Below are 20,031 nucleotides of genomic sequence, written 5' to 3' on the forward strand. Positions count from 1 at the left end.
ACGTCGCGTGGAAACGGGTTGGACACCCACCATGTCGCACCCGCCACGTCGCGTGCCCAGCAGGTCGCGTCAGGGGGGGGAAACGGGTTGCAGGGTGGAAACGGGTTGGACACCCACCATGTCGCACCCGCCACGTCGCGTGCCCAGCAGGTCGCGTCAGGGGGGCGCCTGACCCGCGAACGGGCAACGTGGAGTTGTCACGGCGGGCCGTCGCGAGAAAAGGCCCCCCCGGGGTCCGCGTCCTCACACGGAGGACGGCGCCGAGTGGCCGGCAACCCCGGCGCCGATTGACCCCGCGCGTGTGTCGTCACGCCGAATACGTGGATCTCAGGGCCCCCACATGATGCGACGACGATTCGTGAAGGCGCTGAATCAGACCGCCGCCGCGCCCGGTTGCCGATTGCGAACGTGCGGGCACGGTTGCGGGGCGCGCACGTGGGTGTCTCGTCAGTTCCTGTCAGTTCCTGGGACGGTCGCCTACGGATGCGATTCCGCGGCTGAAACTATCTCCCTAAGCGCAGAATCCGCCCGCTGCGGAGCCCTGTTTCCTGGTTGTTCAGTCACTTGCAGAGGTGCCACCCCGGGGGACCCCAGGGGACCACAAAGGGTCCGCGGGGTGTTCGGGTCGTGGGTCGGTGGGTGCCCCGGGGGGTTGCCTGCGGTCGTCTCGGGCCTTTCAGAGGTCGAATGAAACCCGCCCTGCCACACGCGCCATGTCGCCGCCAAAACTTGTCAGGTCCCGGAAGAGATCTCCTCCATTGATATTCGTGGCCAGACGCCGGCGTCCGGTGCGATTCAGTTCGTCGTTCAGGCGATTCAGGGTGTTGGTTGGCATGTAGATGGCGACAAATCCCCAACGCTTCAGAAGGTTCAGCCGTTCCTCACTCCAGAACTCATCGGCGGCGCTGAAGAACCCGAAGCCGACCGATTCCAGGCGATTGCCCGACAGGACAAGGCGCTCGCGCGCTGCCTCGCTCTTGACTGAAATCAGGAGATTGTGGGGGGCCGACGGCACGAGGAAATCCCCGTAAAGCTTCAGCCGGCGGAACTTGCCTCGATTCAGGGACACGTGGGCGCTGGCGCCCCATTGGGGCCAACCGTGGTCGTCGAGGGCCATGTGGGGCACCCCATGGTTCTTCAGCACCTCACCGCAGAGGGCCTCCATCACTTCTCCGCCCCCTGCCCCCGCCTGGCGAGGAGGGTGTCTGAACGGTGTGTCGGGTCGTTTGGGGTGCTGGATTTCGAACGCCTGAACCACGTTGGATGAGACGATCCGCGTTCCGAGGGTCACTTCACAGAGATGAACCACCGCCTTTGCCGATACCCTGACGGGAAGCTGAGCGTACAGACAGGGGCAGAGTTCCAGGACGCAGCGGAACCGCCGAGACACGAAGATCTGTGCTGGAACCGTGTCGAGGGCATGCGAAACGTCCGTGGGGCTGCCAAGCGCTTGAGCGAAGCGGCGCAGATGCTCCGGTCCCAGGTGCAGGCGTGGGTTGGCAAGCGCCTGTTCCCATGTGTTCGCGCTGCTGCCTAAGGGACACTTCGGGTGAAGGCACTCCATCGTGGACCAGTGAGGCGGGAAACGGCGGGTGCGCCATGCCCGGGCTTTGAGGGCCGCCCATTTCGGCCTGTGAGGTACCCGTCCCGCTGGGGATTAAGGGAGGGCGGGTCGTCCGAATGCTCTGGCTTCGCGGCATCGTCCGTTGACGGGGTGCGCTTGCCGATCGGACGGACCCGCGACCGCTCGGGCGCCGCCGGATCAGCCAACGGCGATGCGCAGGGCGTGTTCATTGCCGCGGAACAAGGGAAGTTGGCCTCGTTTGTTCTTCCTGTTCGCGAGAGAGCGGCCACCGGACGAGGCGTTCCGCCGAACTATAGCCGCAGCGATCTGGCTCACGACCGGCACGACCACGGCATTGCCGAACTGCTTGTACGCCTGCGTATCTGAGACCGGGATCACGAAGCGTCGTTTCTCCGGTCGATCGAACCCCATCAGACGCGCGCATTCTCGTGGGGTCAGCCGGCGCGGACATCCCCGGCTCCGCCGAATGAGGATCTCGGAGCCGTCCTTGTAGTACCTGGCCGACAGTGTCCGAGCCACGTCGTTCGGGCCGACAAGGCCGAAGCCGAAGCCGTTTCCCTGGCGCTTGTGCTTCGCGGCGTAAGCCTGGAGGTAGTTCCACAGGTGCTCGGTCAGCGTGTACTTCGCCGCAACTCTCCCATGCGGGCCTTCGGTAAACGGCGATTCGGGATCCTCCGAACCGTCTTCGGGATGGAGGATGTCGGCCAGCCGCGGGCCGTGCATCGGATCCGGAAGGTCGAGATCGCTGAAGCGGAAGTCCGTCTCGTCCCGGAATCCGACGATGTAGGTGCGCTCACGATGCTGGGGGACGAATCCTCTCGCGTCCAGCACCTTCCAGTCGACCTGGTAGCCGAGCTCTTGCTCCAGTACGTCCAGTATGACCCGGAACGTTCGACCCCGGTCGTGGGTGACGAGATTCTTGACGTTCTCCAGCAAAAAGGCCCGCGGACGATGGCGCTCGATAATCCGAGCGACTTCAAAGAACAGGGTCCCCTGGGTGGCGTCGCGGAAGCCGTGCGGACGACCGAGGGCATTCTTCTTCGAAACGCCCGCGATCGAGAACGGCTGGCAGGGGAATCCGGCGACAAGAACGTCGTGGGCCGGAACGTCATCCGACCGCACTTCCCGGATGTCGCCGGCGATCGGGTGGGCACAGTCGAAATTCGCGCGGTACGTCTCCACCGCGAACCGGTTCCACTCGCTGGTGAAGACGCAGCGACCCCCCAGGGCCTCGAAGGCCATGCGCATTCCACCGATACCAGCGAACAGGTCAATGAATGTAAAGGTTCCGCCGCACCCGCCGCGTCCGCTCATCTCCTCACCGTCCCCCAACCCAAGCCTTGTCGAGTAAGGTACCCCGCCGATTACACCAGACCGTCCCGCCGTGCCAGCCCATCCTTCCTCCACCCGGCCGCAGACTCCGTCGGCCCGGAAGCCGGGGCGAATATAGGGCGAAAGTGGTTGCGGCACAAGGGGGCCGTGAGCCCTCTGGGCCAGGCCTTATCTCACTGGTGCTCATCCTGCCGAACTCGCACTTCCTTAATGAAGTCGCCGACGGTTAACAGCCAGCGTTGCTGGGCTTGCGTGTAGGTGTCGTGAATCGCCGCCGGCACGACGAGTTGAAGGAAGTTCCCCTGCATCTCCGCCGTCTGCGCTTCGCTGATCCCCGGCTCAAGTGTCAGAAGGTGCTTCGTATGCACGCGAGCAGCCTCGGACAGTACCTGACGCCAACGGTCCTTACAGGTGGACTTCAAGCCGAGTACGGTCAGCCGCTCGGGCGGGAAGTTGGGATCCCGGTATCGGGTAATGTCGGGGAAGACGAAGTCGGGTCTGGCCTGGTGTTCCGTGACTCGGCCGCGCGAGAAGGTCAGCCGATGCTGCTCGAGTACGTACTGGACGTGGTGTTCGAGTGCATACCCGACGCGCGACTTCCTTCGGTTGTGAACGGTGAGGGAGAACTCGACAAACTTGTCGACGTCAGTTCCGAACCCGTCCTTGAGCCGTGCGCCCACGATGCGGCGCTCCAGTGTCCGGAACAGCCGCTCTTCGAACTGCATCAGCCGCGTGAGGGTGGCGTCGGGCGCTTCGATCGCGGCCAGTTCGCCCGCTCTCGAACGGGCATAGGCAGAGAACTCAACGGTTCTCGGGAACGTGCCGCCGAATCGGGTCAGCATCTCCTCCAGCAGGTCCTCGTCGGTAGCGTCGCTCTCGATCCCAAGCTGATCCAGGACGTACTGGTGCGAGAACTTGAACTCGGTGTCCCTGTCGCCTTGGACCGCCTCCGCCCGGAACGTGCCTTCGATCAGCTCGGAAACTCCGAAGAACCACGAAATCTGCCGCTCGGCTGACGAGTTTCGCGCGCAGATCACGACCAGCACGTCGCCGCCGGGGCGTTTGGCGACGATGAGGAGATCGCCCTCCGCCGCGCGCTCTGACACGTCGGTCGTCGGAAAGTACAGGCGGTGCTCAGACCGCGAGGGGTGCCGCTTGCGAGCATCGTACCAGGTTATCGACCCAGCGGCGGTTGCCGAATGGTCATCCTCTTCGGCAAGGTAGACGAACCGAGCCGGCATCTGACGACGCTCGGTCCCGAAAATGGTCTTGAGCGTCGCGACTCCGTTGAACTCGTGTTGGTTGGAGCGCTTCGTGTCGACCTCGACCGCGCTGAGGCGCTTATACGCGAAGGCGACGAAGTAGCGGGACAGCCTTTCCGTCATCGGGCTCCTTGCGCCGTCCGGGGTGACAGCGCCTCTCCTCCGAGCTTGGCGTACCAGAGCCGGGCTCTGGGTGCTATCGACGCACTCTTGGGAGTGTCGGCAATTCAGGTATTCTCAGTTGGGTGACCCTGACTCGGAAAGAAATCGGCGTCTTTCGGCGCATCCTTCGCGTCTGGTCTGAAACCCGATTGCGGGTCTACCCGTGGCGGGGAGAACGCGACCGTTACCGTGTGCTTCTCGCAGAGTTGATGTTGCGCCGGACTCGAGCCGATCAGGTGGTTGGCGTGTACGAAGAGGCTCTGCGGCGGTACCCCACGATGGACGATCTTGCGGCCGCAGATCCTGACGAGGTGCGCGGTGTGCTCCGTCCACTGGGGTTGGCGTGGCGCGCGGACGATGTTGTTTCGCTCGCTCGCGAGGTTGCGGCCAGGTACGGCGGGCGCGTCCCCGGCGATGTCGAGGACCTTAAGAGCCTCACCGGCGTCGGCGACTACGTTGCGAACGCGGTCGCGTGCTTCGCGGGTCGGGAGCCCAGAGGCATCGTCGACACCAACGTCGTGCGCCTCATCGGACGAATCTTCGGATTACCGACCGACCCGGAGGCCCGGCGTCGCAAGCCGGTGCGAGAGGCCATCGACGCGTGCCTCGATCGCCGCCACCCACAGCAGTACAACTACGCCATCCTCGATTTCGCTGCGGCGGTGTGCACCCCGTCCCGGCCGCGGTGTGCTGCGTGCCCGTTCCGCACCAGTGGCCGGTGCGACTACGCGGCGCGGCACCAGCTCGCGCCCATGACCCCGAAGCCGAAGCCGCGGCGCATCGCCGGGCACGCCAGACGGCAGACAGGATAGTGGCGGCACGCCCTCCCGGGCGGGTCGGTGCCGGGTCGCACCATTGCAAGATGGGGAAACATCACGATTTCGGTGCTCGGGATCCTACCCTACGGAGGCTTATCGACGCGCTTTCTGGCGCAGGATGGCCGCTGCAAGGGGCGGCAACGTCGCCGCGCACTCCTTCTCCGCGGCGTTTTTCGGGGTGAAAACGAGCCCATAGCCGGAATACCGTCGGCAATCCGGGGCAAAATCCAACCGTTCCAGCAGCTTGCAGAGGTGCGACCCCGCCAGACCCCGACCTCGTGGCTTCGGAAGCGGCCGGGAGTCGCGAGTTGGACCTGTCGCTGGCGGTTGCCGCGGCGGTCTACGAGGTGACGCAGCAGCGTCCGACAGTCGACTTCGGCGTGGTCGCCCTGTGTCGGGTGCTCGGTTTGCCGCGGGGTGCGCCGCTGACGTTGCTCGGTGTGGGGCGAGTCGTCGGCTGGATCGGTCATGGCCTCGAGCAATATCAGGAGGGCCGCACTATCCGGCCGCGTGCTCGCTACGCCGGCGCTCCGCCGCGCCGTTGATCGGCCCCGCCCGGCGCGCACCCAGGCCCCGGCGCCCGGGGCATTTGGGGTTTACTTCGATGGCGACCGCGGGCATAGTCCCGGCGATCTTTTCTTGAGCCCCCGCAGCGTGGGTATCGTGGACGCGATCGGGGCCCGACCGTGGAGGAACCGCGTGATGGCCAATCGGCGCTTGTTCGTCTTCAACATCAGTCTCCTTTGCTTCACCGCTCTGGTGACCGCCGCACCCTCGGTGGCGCAGGACCCCACCGCGACACCTACCGCGCAGGCCATCGGCACGAGCACGCCGCCAACGCCAAGTCCGTCAATTGGAATACCGACCGCGACCCCGACGGCGCAGGCGATCAGCACGAGCACGCCACCGTCCCCCAGCCCGTCGATCGGAATGCCGACCGCGACCCCGACGGCGCAGGCGATCAGCACGAGCACCCCACCGTCCCCCAGCCCGTCGATCGGAATGCCGACCGCGACGGCAACGGCGGCCGTTCCACCGCCGGCGATCAGCGGCGGGGCGAACGCCGACTCCACGGCGGTAAGCGGGGAGGCCGCCCCGAATCAGACGCCCGGTAACAACTGCATCAGCATCGTGCTCTGCGATCCCGCCGGGTGCGGAGGGCCGCAGGATCAGGTGATCGGCACCGGCGATGTGAGCGCGCAGGGTTTCTTCACCGTTGTGGTGACGCCGCCCCTGGTTGCGGGAACGCGGATATACGTCCGCGACACCTGCACGCAGCAGAGCGGCGACCCGCTATTGATCAGTCTGGGGACCGTGGTACCGGCTGCATCGCCCGGCGTGGTCGCCGTCCTCGCGCTGGTGCTGGCGACTGTGGCCGTATGGGCCATCCGGCGCCGCCGGGCCTGAGCGCACTTGCTTCTGGTTCGCGTCCAGGAACGGCTCGCGCACCCGGACGCGGCCATCTCAGCGCGGACTGACGCCCGCGACCCAATGGGGAACCCGCCGAGTCCGTCACCCCGACGGAAGCCGGGGTCCAGCGTCAGATGAACAACGGTGCCGGGTCGCACCATTGCAAGATGGGGAAACATCAGGATTTCGGTGCTCGGGATCCTACCCTGCGGAGGCTTATCGACGCGCTTTCTGGCGCAGGATGGCCGCTGCAAGGGGCGGCAATGTCGCCGCGCACTCCTTCTCCGCGGCGTTTTTCGGGGTGAAAACGAGCCCATAGGCCGGAATACCGTCGGCAATCCGGGGCAAAATCCAACCGTTCCAGCAGCTTGCAGAGGTGCGACCCCGCCAAGTTGCCCAAGATCACTCGCCGACTGAAGCAGCGAATCCCTTCCGAGAACCAGGATTGGGCGGCGCTTGTCTGGCGAGGAAAACCGGTACCAGCGCACATCGCCCCGCTTCAGCTCTCGTCTGGCCATACCTCGTCGGCATCCAGCGGGCCCTGCGGTCCGTGCACTGCCCACTCGCCAAGCATACGATGCTGCTCCTCCGCCGACAGCTCGATCTCCACTTCTTCAGACCGAAGCGGCTCGAGCGTCACCCGAACTCGCTTACCTTCCAGAGGCGGGACCGGTTCGTCGAGAGTCACCGTGCTGCCACGAACGAAACCAGTAACGGCGGCATGCATGAACGCACTATGCGCCCCAGTGCAAAGTCGCGCAAGTTTACAGACAGCCCCCGCGTCATCCAGGTCTCCAGCTCCCGCCCGCAAGGCCGAACTCCATTGCCGCCAGGCGCGAAGTGGAACCCTGGTCTCACCAGCCTACATGGCTGATGTACTTCCGAAACCGTCCCCGGGAGCGGCCGGATTACCCGTTAGCGCGTCCATTTCGCCCCCATCGCCGGGGCCGCTGAAATCGACCACTTCGTGCCCGGGGCCCGCTACCCCGATAACGGCATCGATAACCTCGTCGCCACCGATCCTGCATGCAATAACCACAAACGCGACTTCCTCGCCGCCGGCGAACACGTCGCCCGCGGCGTCTACCTGCGCCTGCCAGACGACGTCGAACTGTGGGTGCGCCGCCGCGAGTTCGCGCCGGTCGCACAACAAATCGCCACCCTGTGGCAAGCACTCGCCTCGGCCTGACAATCCGTGCCGCCGAGCCGGCCTCTCCTCCGTACTCGTACTCGTTCACGTACTCGTACACGGGCACTTCCTCGTAAACTTCCAACCGCTCGTGGTCCAACTTCATCGTCGCGTGCCCCCGGTCCGTGTACGAGTACGTGTACCGCTTCGCTGAGTACGTGTACGGAACGGAAGCCTAACGCCGAAGCCCACCAGCCGGCGCCGGACCGCTCGGCCCCTTGGTGCCGGTCTGATGGAGCGTCTCGTTCGGCATTTCCATGGCAGCGACTTCCCCTCGGGGTCAGAATCGGCATCGATCCGTTGCCTGGTGTACCCGGCCGGCGGACTCGATGGCTGCTCGGTAGACCTCAAGTCGCTCGTGGCCGAAGCTCATGTCGTCCTCGATTCCGATTCCGACCCCGATCGGTTCAAGCCTAACGCTGCGTCTCAGGCGCCGCCGAGCCGGCCTCTCCTCCGTACTCGTACTCGTTCACGTACTCGTACACGGCTACTTCCTCGTAAACTTCCAACCGCTCGTGGTCCAACTTCATCGCTGCGTGCCCTCAGTCCGTGTACGAGTACGTGTACCGCTTCGCTGAGTACGTGTACGGAGCGGAAGCCTGGCGCTGCGACGCAGGCGCCGTGTCGCACCGGCGCCAGGTGTGTAGTCCTGACAGTGAGGAACGGGCTCCCTGGACGCGATTCCAGCGAGGGCATCTTGCGCATGAGCAAGCATGACGGGCGGAGGCTCAGGCTGCTTTCTTGATCCGCCACTCCAGTTCGAGCCCGAGCAACAGCACGATGCGATACAACTGCTCGAGGTTCTTGTTCAAGATCGACGGGTCGAGGAGTCGCTGGATTTGATTGTCGGATGTCCCAAGCTGGGTGGCCAGATAGCGCTGCTCGGCGCGAACCATGTATCGCGTCCTCGACCGCCATGCCGAGCTCCGGGAGCGCCGCCGCCAGCTCGTGCACCCGGCGGCGCTCAGGCCGGAGCTGCTGGCCACCGCCCCGAATCAGGTGTGGTCGTGGGACATCACCAGACTGCGCGGCCCGGCGAAGTGGACCTACTTCTACCTCTACGTGCTGATGGACATCTTCAGCCGCTATGTGGTCGGCTGGCTGATCGCCGAGCGCGAGTCCACCGGCCTGGCGCGCCGCCTGATCGCGCAGAGCTGCGCCACCCAGGGCATCGTGCCCGACCAGCTCACCGTCCACAGCGACCGCGGCGCCAGCATGACATCCAAAGGGGTAGCCCAGCTGCTGGCCGACCTCGGCGTCACCAGGACGCATAGCCGACCCTACACCAGCAACGACAATCCGTTCAGCGAGGCGCTGTTCAAGACTGCCAAGTATCGCCCGGAGTTTCCCGAACGCTTCGGCTCGTTGCCCGACGCCCTCGCCTTCGGGCGGGTCTTCTTTCCCTGGTACAACACCGCCCACCACCACAGCGGCATCGGCTTCCTGACTCCGGCGGTGGTGCATGACGGCCAGGCACCCGCGGTACGGACCGCCCGCGCGGCCACCCTCGCGCGCGCCTTTGCGCTCCACCCGCAGCGCTTCAAGGGCCGCCAGCCACAGCCGCCCCTCCTGCTCCCAGCGGTCTGGATCAACCCGCCCCGCCCCGGCTCGCCGGGCCTCACTGCGGAAAACGACTGCACAGGAGCCTCTCAGCGCCACGATCTCGAGGCGGGACAGGGTACGAGTACCCCCGAAAACAGCGCCGCGAGCGCCTCCACGCTCCCCGCGCCGCCGCCGGCGGTACAGTAAATTCACATGGAGAGTGTCTCACTTTCATTGACACGTTCCGACACCCGCGTGGGTCCCTCGGGGCTACCAATGAATCGACGCGCCTTTCGAAGGGGGTGGCCTTCGATACGGGCCCTGAAAAGACCGGCCCTACTCAGGCCGAACGGATCTATGTTCATTGGCCCAACAAACCGGCACCCGCCGGTCGGGTTCTCAGAACGAACTCGGGTCGTTGGTCGAGGGAACCTGATCTCGTGATCTCGCCCGGGGAACCGGCTGGAGGCCGAGGGCCCGCGGCAGCACCGATTCGTCCACGAACAGGCGGTAGGGCCGCCGGATGTGCCAGCGCTCCTCCCGGGCCTCGTACCGCCCGATCACGCGCCGGCCGATCACCAGCTTGAGCAGGACCTGGTGCCGAGCTCGGAAGGCGAGCACCCGCGGCCTCCACGAAGGCGGCAGCAGGCGTCGCAGTGCCCCGGTGCGGGCCAGGGCGTGGTACGCGCCGTGCAACAGCCGTCGGCTCAGGCGGTCGGCCGCGCGGCGGGCCCGGGCTCCGTGCCGGGCCGTCACACCGCCCAAGCCCCCGGCGATGCGCCGCCGCCTCCTGCCCCGCTGGGCCGCCACCACGCGGCCGGCGATCGCCGAGCGCGGCAAGATGCCGGGGTCGGCTGAGGCGTTGGCGTCGCCGCGGGTACGGGCGCCGGCGGGCGTGAGGCCGACCACGCGGTGGACGACCCAGCGCTCGCTCGTGGGTGAGAGGAAATGGATCACGTCGCCGACCCGCACCGGCCGCTCGCCGTAGGGCCGCACCTCCAGCAGGTCCGGCTCGCGCAGGGTGGGGTTCATGCTGGGACCGGTGTAGGCCACGAGCAGGCAGGAGGGATCGTGATCGAAGGAAGGGCCCCCCGGCGGGCCGACCTCCGCGCCCCGCCTCCCGCTCTCACTGCTCCCTCCGGCTCCGGGCACTCCCCTCCGGTCCCCGTCCCCGGACAGCGCTCGTTCCATCTGCTCCCAGAACGCGCCGTCCAGGCTGAGGTGGAGCATGCGGGTCGGGACGGCCGGCGCCAGGTCGTGCACGGCATCCATGTGCTCACGGTGGACGGCCCTCACGGCGGACTCCTCCATCCCGCGCGTCAGCGGGCCGCTCGCCTGCTGCGCCGATCCCATCAGCAGGGCCGCGGCCTGGGCGCGGTTGAGGGGGGTCACCCGTTCCTCGGGCGACTGCGTGAGGAAGAAGATCGCGCCCAGCGCTACGGCGTGCTGCACCTCCCAGGAGCCGCCGGGGCCGCCGGCCAGGAAGCGACTCCAGGTCGGCCAGGGGTGCGCCCAGTAGCGTCCCCCGTCGTCGCGCACCACCAGCACGGCATCGTCGCTCAGCGAGCGCCAGGGCGGCGGCAGGCGGTTGCTGGCGGTGGTCTTGCCGACCGTGCCCGGCCCGGCCAGGACGACCCCGCAGGGGCCCTCGGGCACCTGGCCGCCTGGCCGGCCCTGCGGGTAGGCGGCCAGGGCGCCGTGCAGCAGCACGCCGCCGCGCTGGTGGGCGTCGCGGGCGATCAGCAGCGCCAGGCGGTTCATCTGGATCATCAGCATGTCGCCCCCGACCTCCGCCGGCAGGGGACAGACGAGCGGCCCGTCCCCCCTGGGATCTGGCAGCGGCGCGCGGTTGTCCTCACTGGTAACCGCCACCAGTTCGCGCCCGGAGCCGCCCGCCGCGAGCCCCATTGCGGCGCCCAGGGCGGCGACCACGACCCCCGCCCGCTCGTCCCCCGGCCGGATCAGCCAGCGCCGCCCGTCGGCCAGCGCCAGGGTCAGGCCGGGCGGATCGGTCACTCGCACGAGGCGCCCCGCCCGCTCACGGGGGGCTTGCGCCGGGTGGCCGGGAAGGCGCCGCGCCGCTCCGCCTCCATGCACAGGGCGTCGGGCCACACCAGCCGGCGTCCGTCCACGAAGTTCTGCGCCACGCAGCCGGTGCGGCAGCGCTCGGCCAGGGCGCAGCCGCCGCAGATGCCGGGGAAGCCCTCCGCATCGGCCAGGACCCGGCGCAGCTCCAGGATGGTGGGGTGGGTCAGCCAGATCTCGCGGATGCTGCCTTTCCCCAGCCGCCCGTAGACCAGCTCGGGTACCGTGCGCCCGATGCCGCAGAGCACGATCTCGCCCCCGCCCAGGATGCCCAGGATGCCGCGCACGCCGCAGTCGCCGGTGCGCCCGTTGCGGCGCATCAGCTCGTGGATCGGGGTCAGGGCCAGCGCGGTGTTGAGCACCAGGGAGATGGGCAGCCCCTCGGCCTCAAGGCGCGGCCCGAGCTCGTCGTAGACGTAGCGCGCAAGGGCCATTCGCTCCTCGAAGTCCAGGCCCTCCCCGCTCCTGTGCATAACGGCGCCCCGCCCGGTGTTGGTGACCGGGTTGAACTTCACCGAGCGGGCGCCGTGCGCGGCGGCCAGGCGGACCACCTCCTCCACCTGGTCGCGGTTGCCGCGGTGCACCGACATGATCACCTGGGCGTTGGCGTAGCCGGCCCCGACGATGAAGTCCAAGCCCCGCAGGACGGCGTCGAAGGCCCCGGGGACGCGGCGGAAGGCGTCGTGCGTGGCGGCGTCGGCGCCGTCGATGCTGACCGAGATGAAGCCCACGCTGGTCTCGTTCTTCAGATAGCGCGCCAGCTCGGCGGTGAGCAGCGTGCCGTTGGTCTCCATGTTGAGACTCAGCCCCTCGGCCGTGAGCATGTCCACGATCTCGACGAAACGGGGGTGAAGCGTCGGCTCGCCCCCGGTGAGCTTGGCGCTGTGCAGGCCCAGCGGGCGGGCCTCCCGCACGGCCGCCCGCAGCGCGGCGGGGTCGATTACGTCGCCGGGGTCCGCCCGTCCGTCAACGAAGCGCGGCACGATCCAGCAGTGGCGGCAGGAAAGGTTGCAGCTGGTGGACAGGTACAGGTAAAAGGTCCGCAGGGCCGGCACGCCCTCGGGCAGGCCGGGGGCCGGACGCTCCGTCCCGTCCGGGGAGCCTTGCTCGGTGAAGTCACAGAGGGACACGTATCGCCCTCCGACGCCCCTGTCGGGCCGGTCGGTTGGTCACTAAAAGGAACTCCCAGCAATAGAACAATCGGGGGAGTTCCCCGGAGCGCAGTCCCAGCTGGCCGAATCGCCGACCCCGCATTGTCCTGACGTGGGGGACGTGCCGGTAGAGCATTGCCCATCACCGTTGCTCCCAGGCGCACAGTAGCCGGTCCCGGCGTGCAGGGCGCTCATGCGCAGCGCGCGGGGCGGCTCGTAGCGCGGTCGGGTGTCCCGGGTCCCGGTGCCCTTCCTGGCCGGCGGCTGTTTGTGCATGCTCTCCTCCTTCTCCTCAGCGCGGGCTGGCGCCCGCAACCCATTGCGGATTTCGGAATGCGGATTGCGGAACTCATGAATCCCTCGTCCGCAATCCGAAATCCGCATTCCGAAATTCTTCGCACCATGCGACGAACTCGCGAATAGTGGCTCAGGCATCCTTTGCCCATGCCCGGTAGCAGGTCAGCGGGTCGATCGCGTTCAGCCGTCCGTACCTCGCCATCGCCACGGCGGGGCAGCCGCCCGTGCAGAAGCCGGTGTAGGGGCAGCCGGCGCACGATCCCAGGGCGCTCAAGGGGATCTGGCGGCGCCGGCGCACCGCGTCGATCGAGGGGTGGCGCTGCCAGGCGTCCTGGATCGGGTTCACGCCCACCACGCCCATCGTGAGGGTGGGCAGCAGGCTGCAGGGCACCATGGTGCCGTCGTGCAGGATGGCCATCTTGGCGAACACACCGCCGCAGGAGCAAAGCGTGCCGCGCCCGGGGATCCCCGTCTCGCCTCGGGCCACGCGCCCTTCGATCTCGGCGAAGTGCCGGGCCCGGGACAGGGGGCCGGCCTGGGCGCCGATGCGGCCCCCGTAGCGCTCGTTCAACCGCGTCAGCGCCTCCATGGCCCGGCGGCGTTCCTCCTCGGTCAGCACCACGTCCTGCCCGTAGCAGCGGGCCGAGCCCATCTGCTCGGCCTCGTTGGTACTGAAGCCCTCGAGGCCCACGTCCTCGATCAGCAGGTGGGCCAGGTCCTCCAGGTCGTCCACGTTGTGGCGGTTGATGGTCACCCGCACGGCGACGGGCAGCCCGGCGGCTTTCAGCAGGCGCAGCCCCCGCAGTGCGCTGTGGAAGCTGTGGGGTGGGCGGCTCTTGTCGTGCACCTCGGCGCGCGAGCCGTCGATCGAGACCTGGATCGAGTCCAGCCGCAGGCGGCGCTTGCCCTCCTCGAAGGCGGCGATGGTCCTTTCGGTGAGGAGCGTACCGTTGGTCAGGATGCCGTAGCGCATGCGGTTGGCGATCAAGCCGTCTATCAGGTCGAACAGGTCGGGGCGAGTGAAGGCCTCCCCGCCGCTCAGGGTTACCCGCTGCACGGCCAGCCGGCCCAGGGCCTCGAAGCACGTCAGCCAGCGCTCGGTGGGAAGGTCGGACAGGGCAGCCATCTCGTCGGCGTAGAAGCAGTAGCGGCAGCGCAGGTTGCAGCGCCCGGTGATCGAGATCTCCACCGTCCTTGGCGCGGGGCGAACCCCCGGCGGGGGCACGGTCGGGTCCAATAAGGACTCCGGCGCCCCGGGGGACTCGGTAGTCGTGGGCACGCGCCCGGCCTCAGTCATCTGCGCCGATCTCCTGCACGTATCCGGGCACCAGAGCCCGGATGAACCCCGCCGCGTCCTCCGCGGCCTGCTCGGTCGAGACCCCGCGGAAGCTCTCGGTCAGGTAGGCGGCAATCTCCTCCACCGTGCGCGGCGCGGCCAAGAACCCCCACACCGCCCGACCGGTGAGGTTCACGACCACCGAGTCGGCGGTGTCGGGGTTGAAGAGGACGGCCCCCTCATCCCCCTCGTCGCCGCAGGAAACGACGGGGTTTGCCTGATAGCGCCGAGGTGGGTCCAGCCGGTTCCTCCTTACCTTCGATCCGCCCCGGTCCGGGGTGCCCCGGAAGCGAACCCCGGCAGCTCCCGACCGATGAACCCGTCCTCGGCCAGCGTGTCCAGCAGTGCCATGACCTCTCCGGGCATCGTGTCGGGCACATCCTCGAAGTGGCGACCCACGCAGGCGACGATGTCCTCCACGCTGCGCCTGCCGTCCACCAGCTTCCACACCAGGATGCCGGTGGAGTTGAGGGCTAGAGCCGCAGCCGTGTCCAGGTTGACCAGGACGGCCCAGTCGTCGAGGCCCTCCCGCAAGACGACGGCGGGATCGGGAAGGGGCCTGTCCATCTGCCCTATCGCGCGCTCCTCGATACCTGAGGACCAAGCGTTCTCGGTGTCGTCCATGGCGGCTCGATGGCAGGCGTGGTACCAGAGGGCACCGATGCAGGTCAAGGCAACCGGAGCGCCGCTTGCCCGGGGCGGGCGGGGCTGGAACAGAATGGCCGACAGCGCCACCGGACGACAAGCCCGCACCTCCCACGCGCATGCTCGGAGTTCGAATTCAGGGGTCTGGTTAAGGTACCTGAGGCAGGGGCTCTTGCGGACGCCGCCGGCCGACCCCGGCGGCAACGGTCGCGCCGGTCGCGCTGCGGTATGAGCATGCCCGTGGATCACCCGACCCGGACCGAGCTGCTGCTCTGCTCGATGCTGAGCGATGGCTCGGCGTGGGACGCCGACCTGGCGAGCCTGCCGGACTCCGCATGGGACGAGCTGGTGCAGCAGGCCTCCAGGCACGGTGTGGGGCCTCTCCTGTACCGGCGACTGAAGGGCAGCGGACCGGACGGCGGCGTGGATGGGGTCCCCGAACGCGTCGTGGACCGGTTGCGGGACGAGTACCTGGGGTGCGCGACGAGGAACACGCTGATCTACCACAGGCTGACGGAGGTGTTCGACGCCCTGCGGGACGCGGGCATCCCGGTCATCCCTCTCAAGGGAGCGCACATCGCGGAGCTAGTCTACGGCAACGTGGCCCTCAGGTCGCTGGGCGACGTGGACCTGCTGGTCCGTAAGTCCGACCTGGCGGGGGCGGCCGAGGCGCTGGAGGGAGTCGGCTACCGCCCGTCCCAGCCCTTCTGGATCGAAGCGACATGCGCCACCCGCCATCAGCTGCCCCCCTTCATCAAGGCCGGCGGGCCCATGATCGAGGTGCACTGGACCATCGAGCGCCCGGGCGGCCCCTTCCGGATCGACCTCGACGGACTGTGGCAGAGGGCGCAGCCGGCCGACATCAATGGCAGCCCGGTGTTGGTCCTGTCCCCCGAGGACCTGATGCTCCACCTGTGCCTGCACGCCTGCTTCCACCACCGTCTAACGATCGGAGCCAGGGCTCTGTGCGACGTCGCGGCCGTGATCCGGCGCGATCAGGGTGGGCTGGACTGGGAGCAGTTAGTCGCCCGCGCCCGGGAGTGGGGGGCGACCAAGCCCGTGTACCTCACGCTGTGGCTTGCGCGGGCGTGGGTGGGGGCGGCCGTGCCCCCCGACGTGCTCGCCGACCTGGCCCCCGCCGACCTCAACCCGGGGCTCGTGGCCCTGGCCACGGAGCAGCTTTTCGGCGCGCGCACGGGTGGCTCTCTGCCGGTGAGTTCGAACTTCATGCGGATCTGGAACGTCCGCGGGCTCCGGGGCAAGGTGGCCGGCTTCCTCAGGTTCACGTTCCCGTCCCGCGAGACCATGGCGACCATGTACCCGGCCCCCCCTTCCTCCGGGCGGATCTACCTCTACTACCCTGTGCGGCTGAAGGACGTTCTCGTCCGCTACGGCCGCAGCGCCTGGCGGCTGCTGCGCCGGGACGAGGTCATGCTGGTTTCGGCCCGGCGGGAGAACAATGGCAACGCCCTGGTGGACTGGTTAGCCCGGCCCTGATCCCGAAGGGCCACCACGGTCTGCCTGCCGCCGGCGCTCCGGCGCGCGGCCCGGTAGCGACCCGGTCGACGGGGGATCGATCCGCAACTGGCGAGGTCAGAAGAATGGAAAACGGAGACAGGAAACCGGAGACGCGAAGCCGGTCAGCAGATCGGATCGGCGTTCCTCGGTTGAGAGGTGGGTTGGCCCCGGGGCGACGAGTTCGTGAAGAAATCTCCCGGCAAAGCGCCGGTCCCGTTCACCCCGAGTAGCGGCCCTTCTCTCGGGCCGCGTATCGAGGGGGCTTTTGCCAGGCGGGTCAGCCGCTTGGCGTCCCTCGATACGCGCCCTGAATGAAGAAAGCGGAACGGGAAACGAAGAAAGAACCGAGACCGTCGCGTCGGTGGCTGTCCCGCATTCTTCCTTCTGCGGCGGCGCGTGTCCGTCGCGTGCTGGGTTCATGAGGCATTGACCGTGCTATTCATGAATGGTAGCGAGGTGCAATCATGAAACCGGTGCAGGTGTACGTCGACGACGAAGAACTGGCGCGGCTCGACGCCTGGTCGCGGGAACGCGGCATGACGAAGTCACAAGCACTGCGGGCCGCCATCCGCGCCCTCACCCGCCCGCCCGACGATGATCCCTTGTTGTCCCTGAGCGGGATGGTCCATGACCGCTTGCCGCCCGATTGCAGCGAGCGGTTCGACCGCTATCTGCAGGAGACGTTCGTTGCCGAGGCTCCAGCATCGTACCAGAAGCGCCGTGCGCGGCCGCGAACGCGTCCTCGTCGATAGCGGGGCGTGGATCGCGCTGGTCCGGGCGGCCGACGCGCATCACGCGGAGGCGGACCGCTGTCTGCGGAAGGCGATGCGCGGGCGTGTAGCATTGCTCACCACGAACCTCGTCGTTGCCGAAGTGCATCGGTTTCTGTTGTTCCACATGGGCATTCAACCGGCCTCGACGTTTCTGGATCGGCTCGACGCCAGTCCGTTATTGGTCATCGAATATGTGACGGACGCCCATCACCGCGCCGCCCGGCGGTGGTTGTCCAAGTTGTCCGATCAGGTCATCACCTACACCGACGCCGTGAGCTTCGCGGTGATGGACGCCACCGGCTGTACAGCCGTGCTCAGCTTCGATCACGATTTCGCCACCGCCGGCTTCCGGCTGTGGCAACCGGCTTGACCAAACCCGATGTCGGGAAACTCACGCGGGTTGTCGTGGTACGACCCGCGCGAAACGTCACCGATGGAACATCCTGGAACGAAGCGCCTGTTTCGCCCCTTCTCCCTTTCCCGGGGGGTGTCAGGCTTTCCCAGCACCTCCTCGCAACGGTATTGCGACCATTTGCAAGCCGGGAATATCCGCGAAGTCCTTGGGATTGGAGGTCAGCAGCCGGAAATCACGCTGGATTGCCTGTGCTGCCAGCCAGAGGTCGTTGATCCTGAAGTCGGCCGCACGCCCGGCCTTCTTCAGGTGCGCCGTGAGGGCGCCAAAGACCTCGGCGGTTTCTACCGTGATCCGCAACTGTGGCTTGCGTCGGAGGCGGCGTATCGATGCGGCTGCCTTGTTCTTCAAGGGCCCGGCTCGCAGCATCTCCAGACCGAACTGCATCTCGGCGACGTTCACCGGGGAGAGGTACACCGGTTCTTGGCGGGTCACAGCGTGAATGTCCGCCGCGCCAAGCGTTCCACGCTCCACGGCGATCCAAATGCTCGTATCGATCAACCAGCCCACGGGTTTGTCAGCTCCGACAGCCGGCCACGTCGGCGCTTGCGCGCCGCGGAGACCTGCGCGGTCAATGCTGCGGCTGTCTGCTCATCGAGCGTGCGGTAGAGATCTCCAAACACTTCGAGGGCCGTTTGGTGCGGCGGCTCCGGCACCAGCCGGGCGACGCGGCGGCGATTGCGGACAAGGAGGATCTCTTCCTGCCGGTGTTCCACACGATCGATCACGGTGCTGAAGTTACGGGCGACCTCGGTAACCGAGAGCGTTTTCATCGCCGTACGGTATCTGATTGAATCTGATTCGGCAACATGGCGCGCATGACGCGCATCGGCCGCTTCTTCGAGGAGCGCGACAGAGGGCGACACGCAGAGGGATCCGAGACCCTTGTTCTCCTGGAGGCATAGCGCCGCACTTCTGGCCGATAGCGAGGCACATCTGGTGCGGCGCATGAGCGGAGGCTTACGGCGGGTCGGCAGTCGGTGTCAACGCCCGGAGCCATGGTTTCGGACAAGGCTCGGCCGCACTGAGCCGCGGTGGCGCCCGGCCGTGGGGTCCAGGCCTGGGAGCGTACTCATCGTGCGCTCGCTTTCGTGCTTCGCCTTCGGAACCAGGTCGGAGCCGTCGACCCGGTAGCCGTGCAGGTTCAATGTCTCCCCGATCTCCCGCTGGCTGGGGAAGTAGTCGTCCCGGTCATGTAGCCCGAGGGCAGTGAGATCTGTCGTCGAACCGGCGCTGCTCGTCGTATCTCGGCTGATCAGACGACATGTATCGCGACTTCATCAGCGGCACCTGCGGCGACGGCACGTCGGTGCGGTCGATGAACGCGATCCGCTGGTGGTGCGGGTCGCACCATTGCAAGATGCCGAAAGATCGGGATTTCACTCCTCGGGACCCTACCCTGCGGAGGTCTATCGACGCGTTTTCTGGAGCAGGATGGCCGCTGTACGAGCCCGTAACGTCGCACACCCTGTGTGTCAGGGGACGACGTGTGTCAGGGGACGCTGGCACTCATGGCACGGTACGCGAGGGGGGATTCAGGGACGCGGGGACCACTGGCACAAATCAGCAGCGAAATGTACTGAAGGTACCATCGGTCCGTGCCCCCCCACGATATCCGTCCCCCTTTCCCGCCGCCTGGCAACCTGATCTCGTTTGACGAAGTGGACTAAGCGGGCTAAGCAGTGCCCATGAAGTCGGTCAACGTTCATGAGGCGAAAAGCACGTTATCGTTGCTGCTGGCAGAGGTGGAGCGGCGCGGCACGCGGGTGGTGATTTGTCGCAACGGGAAGCCGGTCGCCGATCTCGTACCGCATCGGCGGGTCGATCGGCGGCAGCCGGATGCCAGGCTCGGGAAGATCAAGATCAAGTACGACCCGATCGAGGAGCTTGCCGAGGAAGACTGGCCGCGGCGCTTGCGATGATCCTGGACACCTGTGCGATCCTGTTTCTCGCCAGCGGCGACCGCCGCTTGAGCGAGACGGCGCGCCAGCAAATCGCCGCGGCGAAGACGGTCTGGTTTTGTTCGATCAGCACGTTCGAGATCGCACTGAAGTGGCGCGACCAGAAGCTCGACCTCCCAACGAAGCCCGAAACGTGGGTGCGCAGAGTCGCCGCGCGCTACGCGCTGACCGAAGTGCCCGTGGATTCCAGCCTCTGCAGTGCGGCAGCACTGCTGCCGACTTTTCATCGCGACCCCTGTGATCGTTTCATCATCGCTGCCGCCCTGCAGCTGCACACGCCGGTGGTGACGATCGATCCGAAGTTCGACGCGTACGGCGTCGAGGTTGTCGCCTGACGGTGTGCCGTGTCTCGGAAGTCCTCTTACGGAGAGCGTCGACAAGTGCCGGGCTCCTCGAAACAACGTGATGCCGGGTCGGACCATTGCAAGATGAGAACGGCGGTCAGGAACCGACTGAATCTGTCAACCGCGCAAGGGCGAGCCTGCCACCGAACCGCTCGGTGCACGGCCCGCCCTCCCGTTCTCGGATCTACCGGCCGCTGCTGCGACCTCTA

The 20,031-nt window shown here is 67.2% G+C and carries 21 protein-coding genes and 1 pseudogene; 10 read left to right on the plus strand and 12 right to left on the minus strand.

Annotated features, from left to right (window positions below; all coding sequences use genetic code 11):
* Positions 1 to 676: 676 nt before the first annotated feature.
* From L6Q96_18735 to L6Q96_18745, 3 genes are all read right to left on the minus strand, one after another.
* Positions 677 to 1,117: a hypothetical protein gene (locus tag L6Q96_18735; protein MCK6556590.1), complete on the minus strand. Its 441-nt coding sequence runs from the start codon at positions 1,115 to 1,117 to the stop codon at positions 677 to 679.
* A gap of 645 nt (positions 1,118 to 1,762) precedes the next feature.
* Positions 1,763 to 2,899: a DNA (cytosine-5-)-methyltransferase gene (dcm, locus tag L6Q96_18740; protein ID MCK6556591.1), complete on the minus strand. Its 1,137-nt coding sequence runs from the start codon at positions 2,897 to 2,899 to the stop codon at positions 1,763 to 1,765.
* A gap of 191 nt (positions 2,900 to 3,090) precedes the next feature.
* A complete protein-coding gene (locus L6Q96_18745; protein MCK6556592.1) occupies positions 3,091 to 4,302 on the minus strand; it encodes a restriction endonuclease in 1,212 nt (403 codons plus the stop codon).
* Between the two features lie 248 nt (positions 4,303 to 4,550).
* Between L6Q96_18745 and L6Q96_18750 the strand changes: the two genes are divergently transcribed.
* The 3 genes from L6Q96_18750 to L6Q96_18760 all read left to right on the plus strand — a co-directional run bounded on the left by L6Q96_18750 (position 4,551) and on the right by L6Q96_18760 (position 6,566).
* Positions 4,551 to 5,153: a DNA glycosylase gene (locus L6Q96_18750; GenBank protein ID MCK6556593.1), complete on the plus strand. Its 603-nt coding sequence runs from the start codon at positions 4,551 to 4,553 to the stop codon at positions 5,151 to 5,153.
* Positions 5,154 to 5,437: 284 nt separating this feature from the next.
* Positions 5,438 to 5,704: a hypothetical protein gene (locus tag L6Q96_18755; protein ID MCK6556594.1), complete on the plus strand. Its 267-nt coding sequence runs from the start codon at positions 5,438 to 5,440 to the stop codon at positions 5,702 to 5,704.
* 157 nt (positions 5,705 to 5,861) lie between these two features.
* Positions 5,862 to 6,566 (plus strand): hypothetical protein, encoded by a 705-nt coding sequence (locus tag L6Q96_18760; protein ID MCK6556595.1) that lies wholly within the window; start codon positions 5,862 to 5,864, stop codon positions 6,564 to 6,566.
* Positions 6,567 to 7,068: 502 nt separating this feature from the next.
* Here the strand turns inward: L6Q96_18760 and L6Q96_18765 are convergent.
* Positions 7,069 to 7,296 carry a hypothetical protein gene (locus tag L6Q96_18765; GenBank protein MCK6556596.1) on the minus strand — a complete coding sequence of 76 codons (228 nt, stop codon included), beginning with the start codon at positions 7,294 to 7,296 and terminating at the stop codon, positions 7,069 to 7,071.
* 240 nt (positions 7,297 to 7,536) lie between these two features.
* Here L6Q96_18765 and L6Q96_18770 point away from each other — a divergent pair, with 240 nt between their 5' ends.
* Complete coding sequence (locus L6Q96_18770; GenBank protein MCK6556597.1) at positions 7,537 to 7,758, plus strand: hypothetical protein; 222 nt, start codon at positions 7,537 to 7,539, stop codon at positions 7,756 to 7,758.
* A 728-nt stretch (positions 7,759 to 8,486) separates the two neighbouring features.
* On the opposite strand, the gene L6Q96_18775 is transcribed toward L6Q96_18770, so the two are convergent.
* Positions 8,487 to 8,654, minus strand: a complete 168-nt coding sequence (locus L6Q96_18775) for a hypothetical protein (protein ID MCK6556598.1) — start codon at positions 8,652 to 8,654, stop codon at positions 8,487 to 8,489.
* Here L6Q96_18775 and L6Q96_18780 point away from each other — a divergent pair.
* A pseudogene (locus L6Q96_18780) lies at positions 8,638 to 9,369 on the plus strand (DDE-type integrase/transposase/recombinase). The gene L6Q96_18775 and the pseudogene L6Q96_18780 overlap by 17 nt on opposite strands.
* Before the next feature lie 330 nt (positions 9,370 to 9,699).
* On the opposite strand, the gene scmC reads toward L6Q96_18780, so the two are convergent.
* The 5 genes from scmC to L6Q96_18805 all read right to left on the minus strand — a co-directional run bounded on the left by scmC (position 9,700) and on the right by L6Q96_18805 (position 14,793).
* The gene (gene scmC, locus L6Q96_18785; protein ID MCK6556599.1) at positions 9,700 to 11,412 is read right to left on the minus strand and encodes a SynChlorMet cassette protein ScmC; all 1,713 of its coding nucleotides are present in this window, start codon (positions 11,410 to 11,412) and stop codon (positions 9,700 to 9,702) included.
* Positions 11,313 to 12,515: a radical SAM protein gene (locus tag L6Q96_18790; protein ID MCK6556600.1), complete on the minus strand. Its 1,203-nt coding sequence runs from the start codon at positions 12,513 to 12,515 to the stop codon at positions 11,313 to 11,315. The genes scmC and L6Q96_18790 overlap by 100 nt, the downstream gene beginning before the upstream one ends.
* Before the next feature lie 448 nt (positions 12,516 to 12,963).
* Positions 12,964 to 14,022, minus strand: coding sequence for a radical SAM protein (locus tag L6Q96_18795; protein MCK6556601.1), 1,059 nt, complete (start codon positions 14,020 to 14,022; stop codon positions 12,964 to 12,966).
* A 100-nt stretch (positions 14,023 to 14,122) separates the two neighbouring features.
* Entirely contained in the window at positions 14,123 to 14,305 is a 183-nt protein-coding gene (locus tag L6Q96_18800; protein ID MCK6556602.1) for a PqqD family protein, read from the minus strand.
* A gap of 116 nt (positions 14,306 to 14,421) precedes the next feature.
* Positions 14,422 to 14,793 carry a PqqD family peptide modification chaperone gene (locus tag L6Q96_18805; protein MCK6556603.1) on the minus strand — a complete coding sequence of 124 codons (372 nt, stop codon included), beginning with the start codon at positions 14,791 to 14,793 and terminating at the stop codon, positions 14,422 to 14,424.
* Positions 14,794 to 15,042: 249 nt separating this feature from the next.
* Here L6Q96_18805 and L6Q96_18810 point away from each other — a divergent pair, with 249 nt between their 5' ends.
* The 3 genes from L6Q96_18810 (at position 15,043) to L6Q96_18820 (ending at position 17,475) form a co-directional block, all read left to right on the plus strand.
* Positions 15,043 to 16,311 (plus strand): nucleotidyltransferase family protein, encoded by a 1,269-nt coding sequence (locus L6Q96_18810; GenBank protein ID MCK6556604.1) that lies wholly within the window; start codon positions 15,043 to 15,045, stop codon positions 16,309 to 16,311.
* Between the two features lie 485 nt (positions 16,312 to 16,796).
* Positions 16,797 to 17,084 carry a ribbon-helix-helix domain-containing protein gene (locus tag L6Q96_18815; protein ID MCK6556605.1) on the plus strand — a complete coding sequence of 96 codons (288 nt, stop codon included), beginning with the start codon at positions 16,797 to 16,799 and terminating at the stop codon, positions 17,082 to 17,084.
* Positions 17,053 to 17,475, plus strand: coding sequence for a PIN domain-containing protein (locus tag L6Q96_18820; protein MCK6556606.1), 423 nt, complete (start codon positions 17,053 to 17,055; stop codon positions 17,473 to 17,475). The genes L6Q96_18815 and L6Q96_18820 overlap by 32 nt, the downstream gene beginning before the upstream one ends.
* Positions 17,476 to 17,595: 120 nt before the next feature.
* Here the strand turns inward: L6Q96_18820 and L6Q96_18825 are convergent, their stop codons facing one another.
* Positions 17,596 to 18,027 carry a PIN domain-containing protein gene (locus tag L6Q96_18825; GenBank protein ID MCK6556607.1) on the minus strand — a complete coding sequence of 144 codons (432 nt, stop codon included), beginning with the start codon at positions 18,025 to 18,027 and terminating at the stop codon, positions 17,596 to 17,598.
* On the minus strand, positions 18,015 to 18,290 hold the full coding sequence (locus tag L6Q96_18830; protein MCK6556608.1) for a type II toxin-antitoxin system Phd/YefM family antitoxin: 276 nt from the start codon (positions 18,288 to 18,290) through the stop codon (positions 18,015 to 18,017). Before L6Q96_18830 ends, L6Q96_18825 begins: the two co-directional genes overlap by 13 nt.
* Positions 18,291 to 19,205: 915 nt before the next feature.
* On the opposite strand from L6Q96_18830, the gene L6Q96_18835 reads away from it, so the two are divergent.
* Complete coding sequence (locus L6Q96_18835) at positions 19,206 to 19,439, plus strand: type II toxin-antitoxin system prevent-host-death family antitoxin (GenBank protein MCK6556609.1); 234 nt, start codon at positions 19,206 to 19,208, stop codon at positions 19,437 to 19,439.
* Positions 19,436 to 19,813, plus strand: a complete 378-nt coding sequence (locus tag L6Q96_18840) for a type II toxin-antitoxin system VapC family toxin (GenBank protein MCK6556610.1) — start codon at positions 19,436 to 19,438, stop codon at positions 19,811 to 19,813. The genes L6Q96_18835 and L6Q96_18840 overlap by 4 nt, the downstream gene beginning before the upstream one ends.
* Positions 19,814 to 20,031 lie beyond the last annotated feature (218 nt).

Source organism: Candidatus Binatia bacterium, assembly GCA_023150935.1.
Classification (GTDB): domain Bacteria; phylum Desulfobacterota; class Binatia; order HRBIN30; family HRBIN30; genus JAKLJW01.

Coding starts and splice junctions, on each gene's coding strand:
- L6Q96_18810 (MCK6556604.1), top strand. CDS start 15,043: ATGAGCATGCCCGTGGATCACCCGACCCGGACCGAGCTGCTGCTCTGC.
- L6Q96_18840 (MCK6556610.1), top strand. CDS start 19,436: ATGATCCTGGACACCTGTGCGATCCTGTTTCTCGCCAGCGGCGACCGC.
- L6Q96_18765 (MCK6556596.1), bottom strand. CDS start 7,296: ATGCATGCCGCCGTTACTGGTTTCGTTCGTGGCAGCACGGTGACTCTC.
- L6Q96_18835 (MCK6556609.1), top strand. CDS start 19,206: ATGAAGTCGGTCAACGTTCATGAGGCGAAAAGCACGTTATCGTTGCTG.
- L6Q96_18805 (MCK6556603.1), bottom strand. CDS start 14,793: ATGGACGACACCGAGAACGCTTGGTCCTCAGGTATCGAGGAGCGCGCG.
- dcm (MCK6556591.1), bottom strand. CDS start 2,899: ATGAGCGGACGCGGCGGGTGCGGCGGAACCTTTACATTCATTGACCTG.
- L6Q96_18775 (MCK6556598.1), bottom strand. CDS start 8,654: ATGGTTCGCGCCGAGCAGCGCTATCTGGCCACCCAGCTTGGGACATCC.
- L6Q96_18760 (MCK6556595.1), top strand. CDS start 5,862: ATGGCCAATCGGCGCTTGTTCGTCTTCAACATCAGTCTCCTTTGCTTC.
- L6Q96_18830 (MCK6556608.1), bottom strand. CDS start 18,290: ATGAAAACGCTCTCGGTTACCGAGGTCGCCCGTAACTTCAGCACCGTG.
- L6Q96_18745 (MCK6556592.1), bottom strand. CDS start 4,302: ATGACGGAAAGGCTGTCCCGCTACTTCGTCGCCTTCGCGTATAAGCGC.
- L6Q96_18815 (MCK6556605.1), top strand. CDS start 16,797: ATGAAACCGGTGCAGGTGTACGTCGACGACGAAGAACTGGCGCGGCTC.
- L6Q96_18750 (MCK6556593.1), top strand. CDS start 4,551: ATGTTGCGCCGGACTCGAGCCGATCAGGTGGTTGGCGTGTACGAAGAG.
- L6Q96_18735 (MCK6556590.1), bottom strand. CDS start 1,117: ATGGCCCTCGACGACCACGGTTGGCCCCAATGGGGCGCCAGCGCCCAC.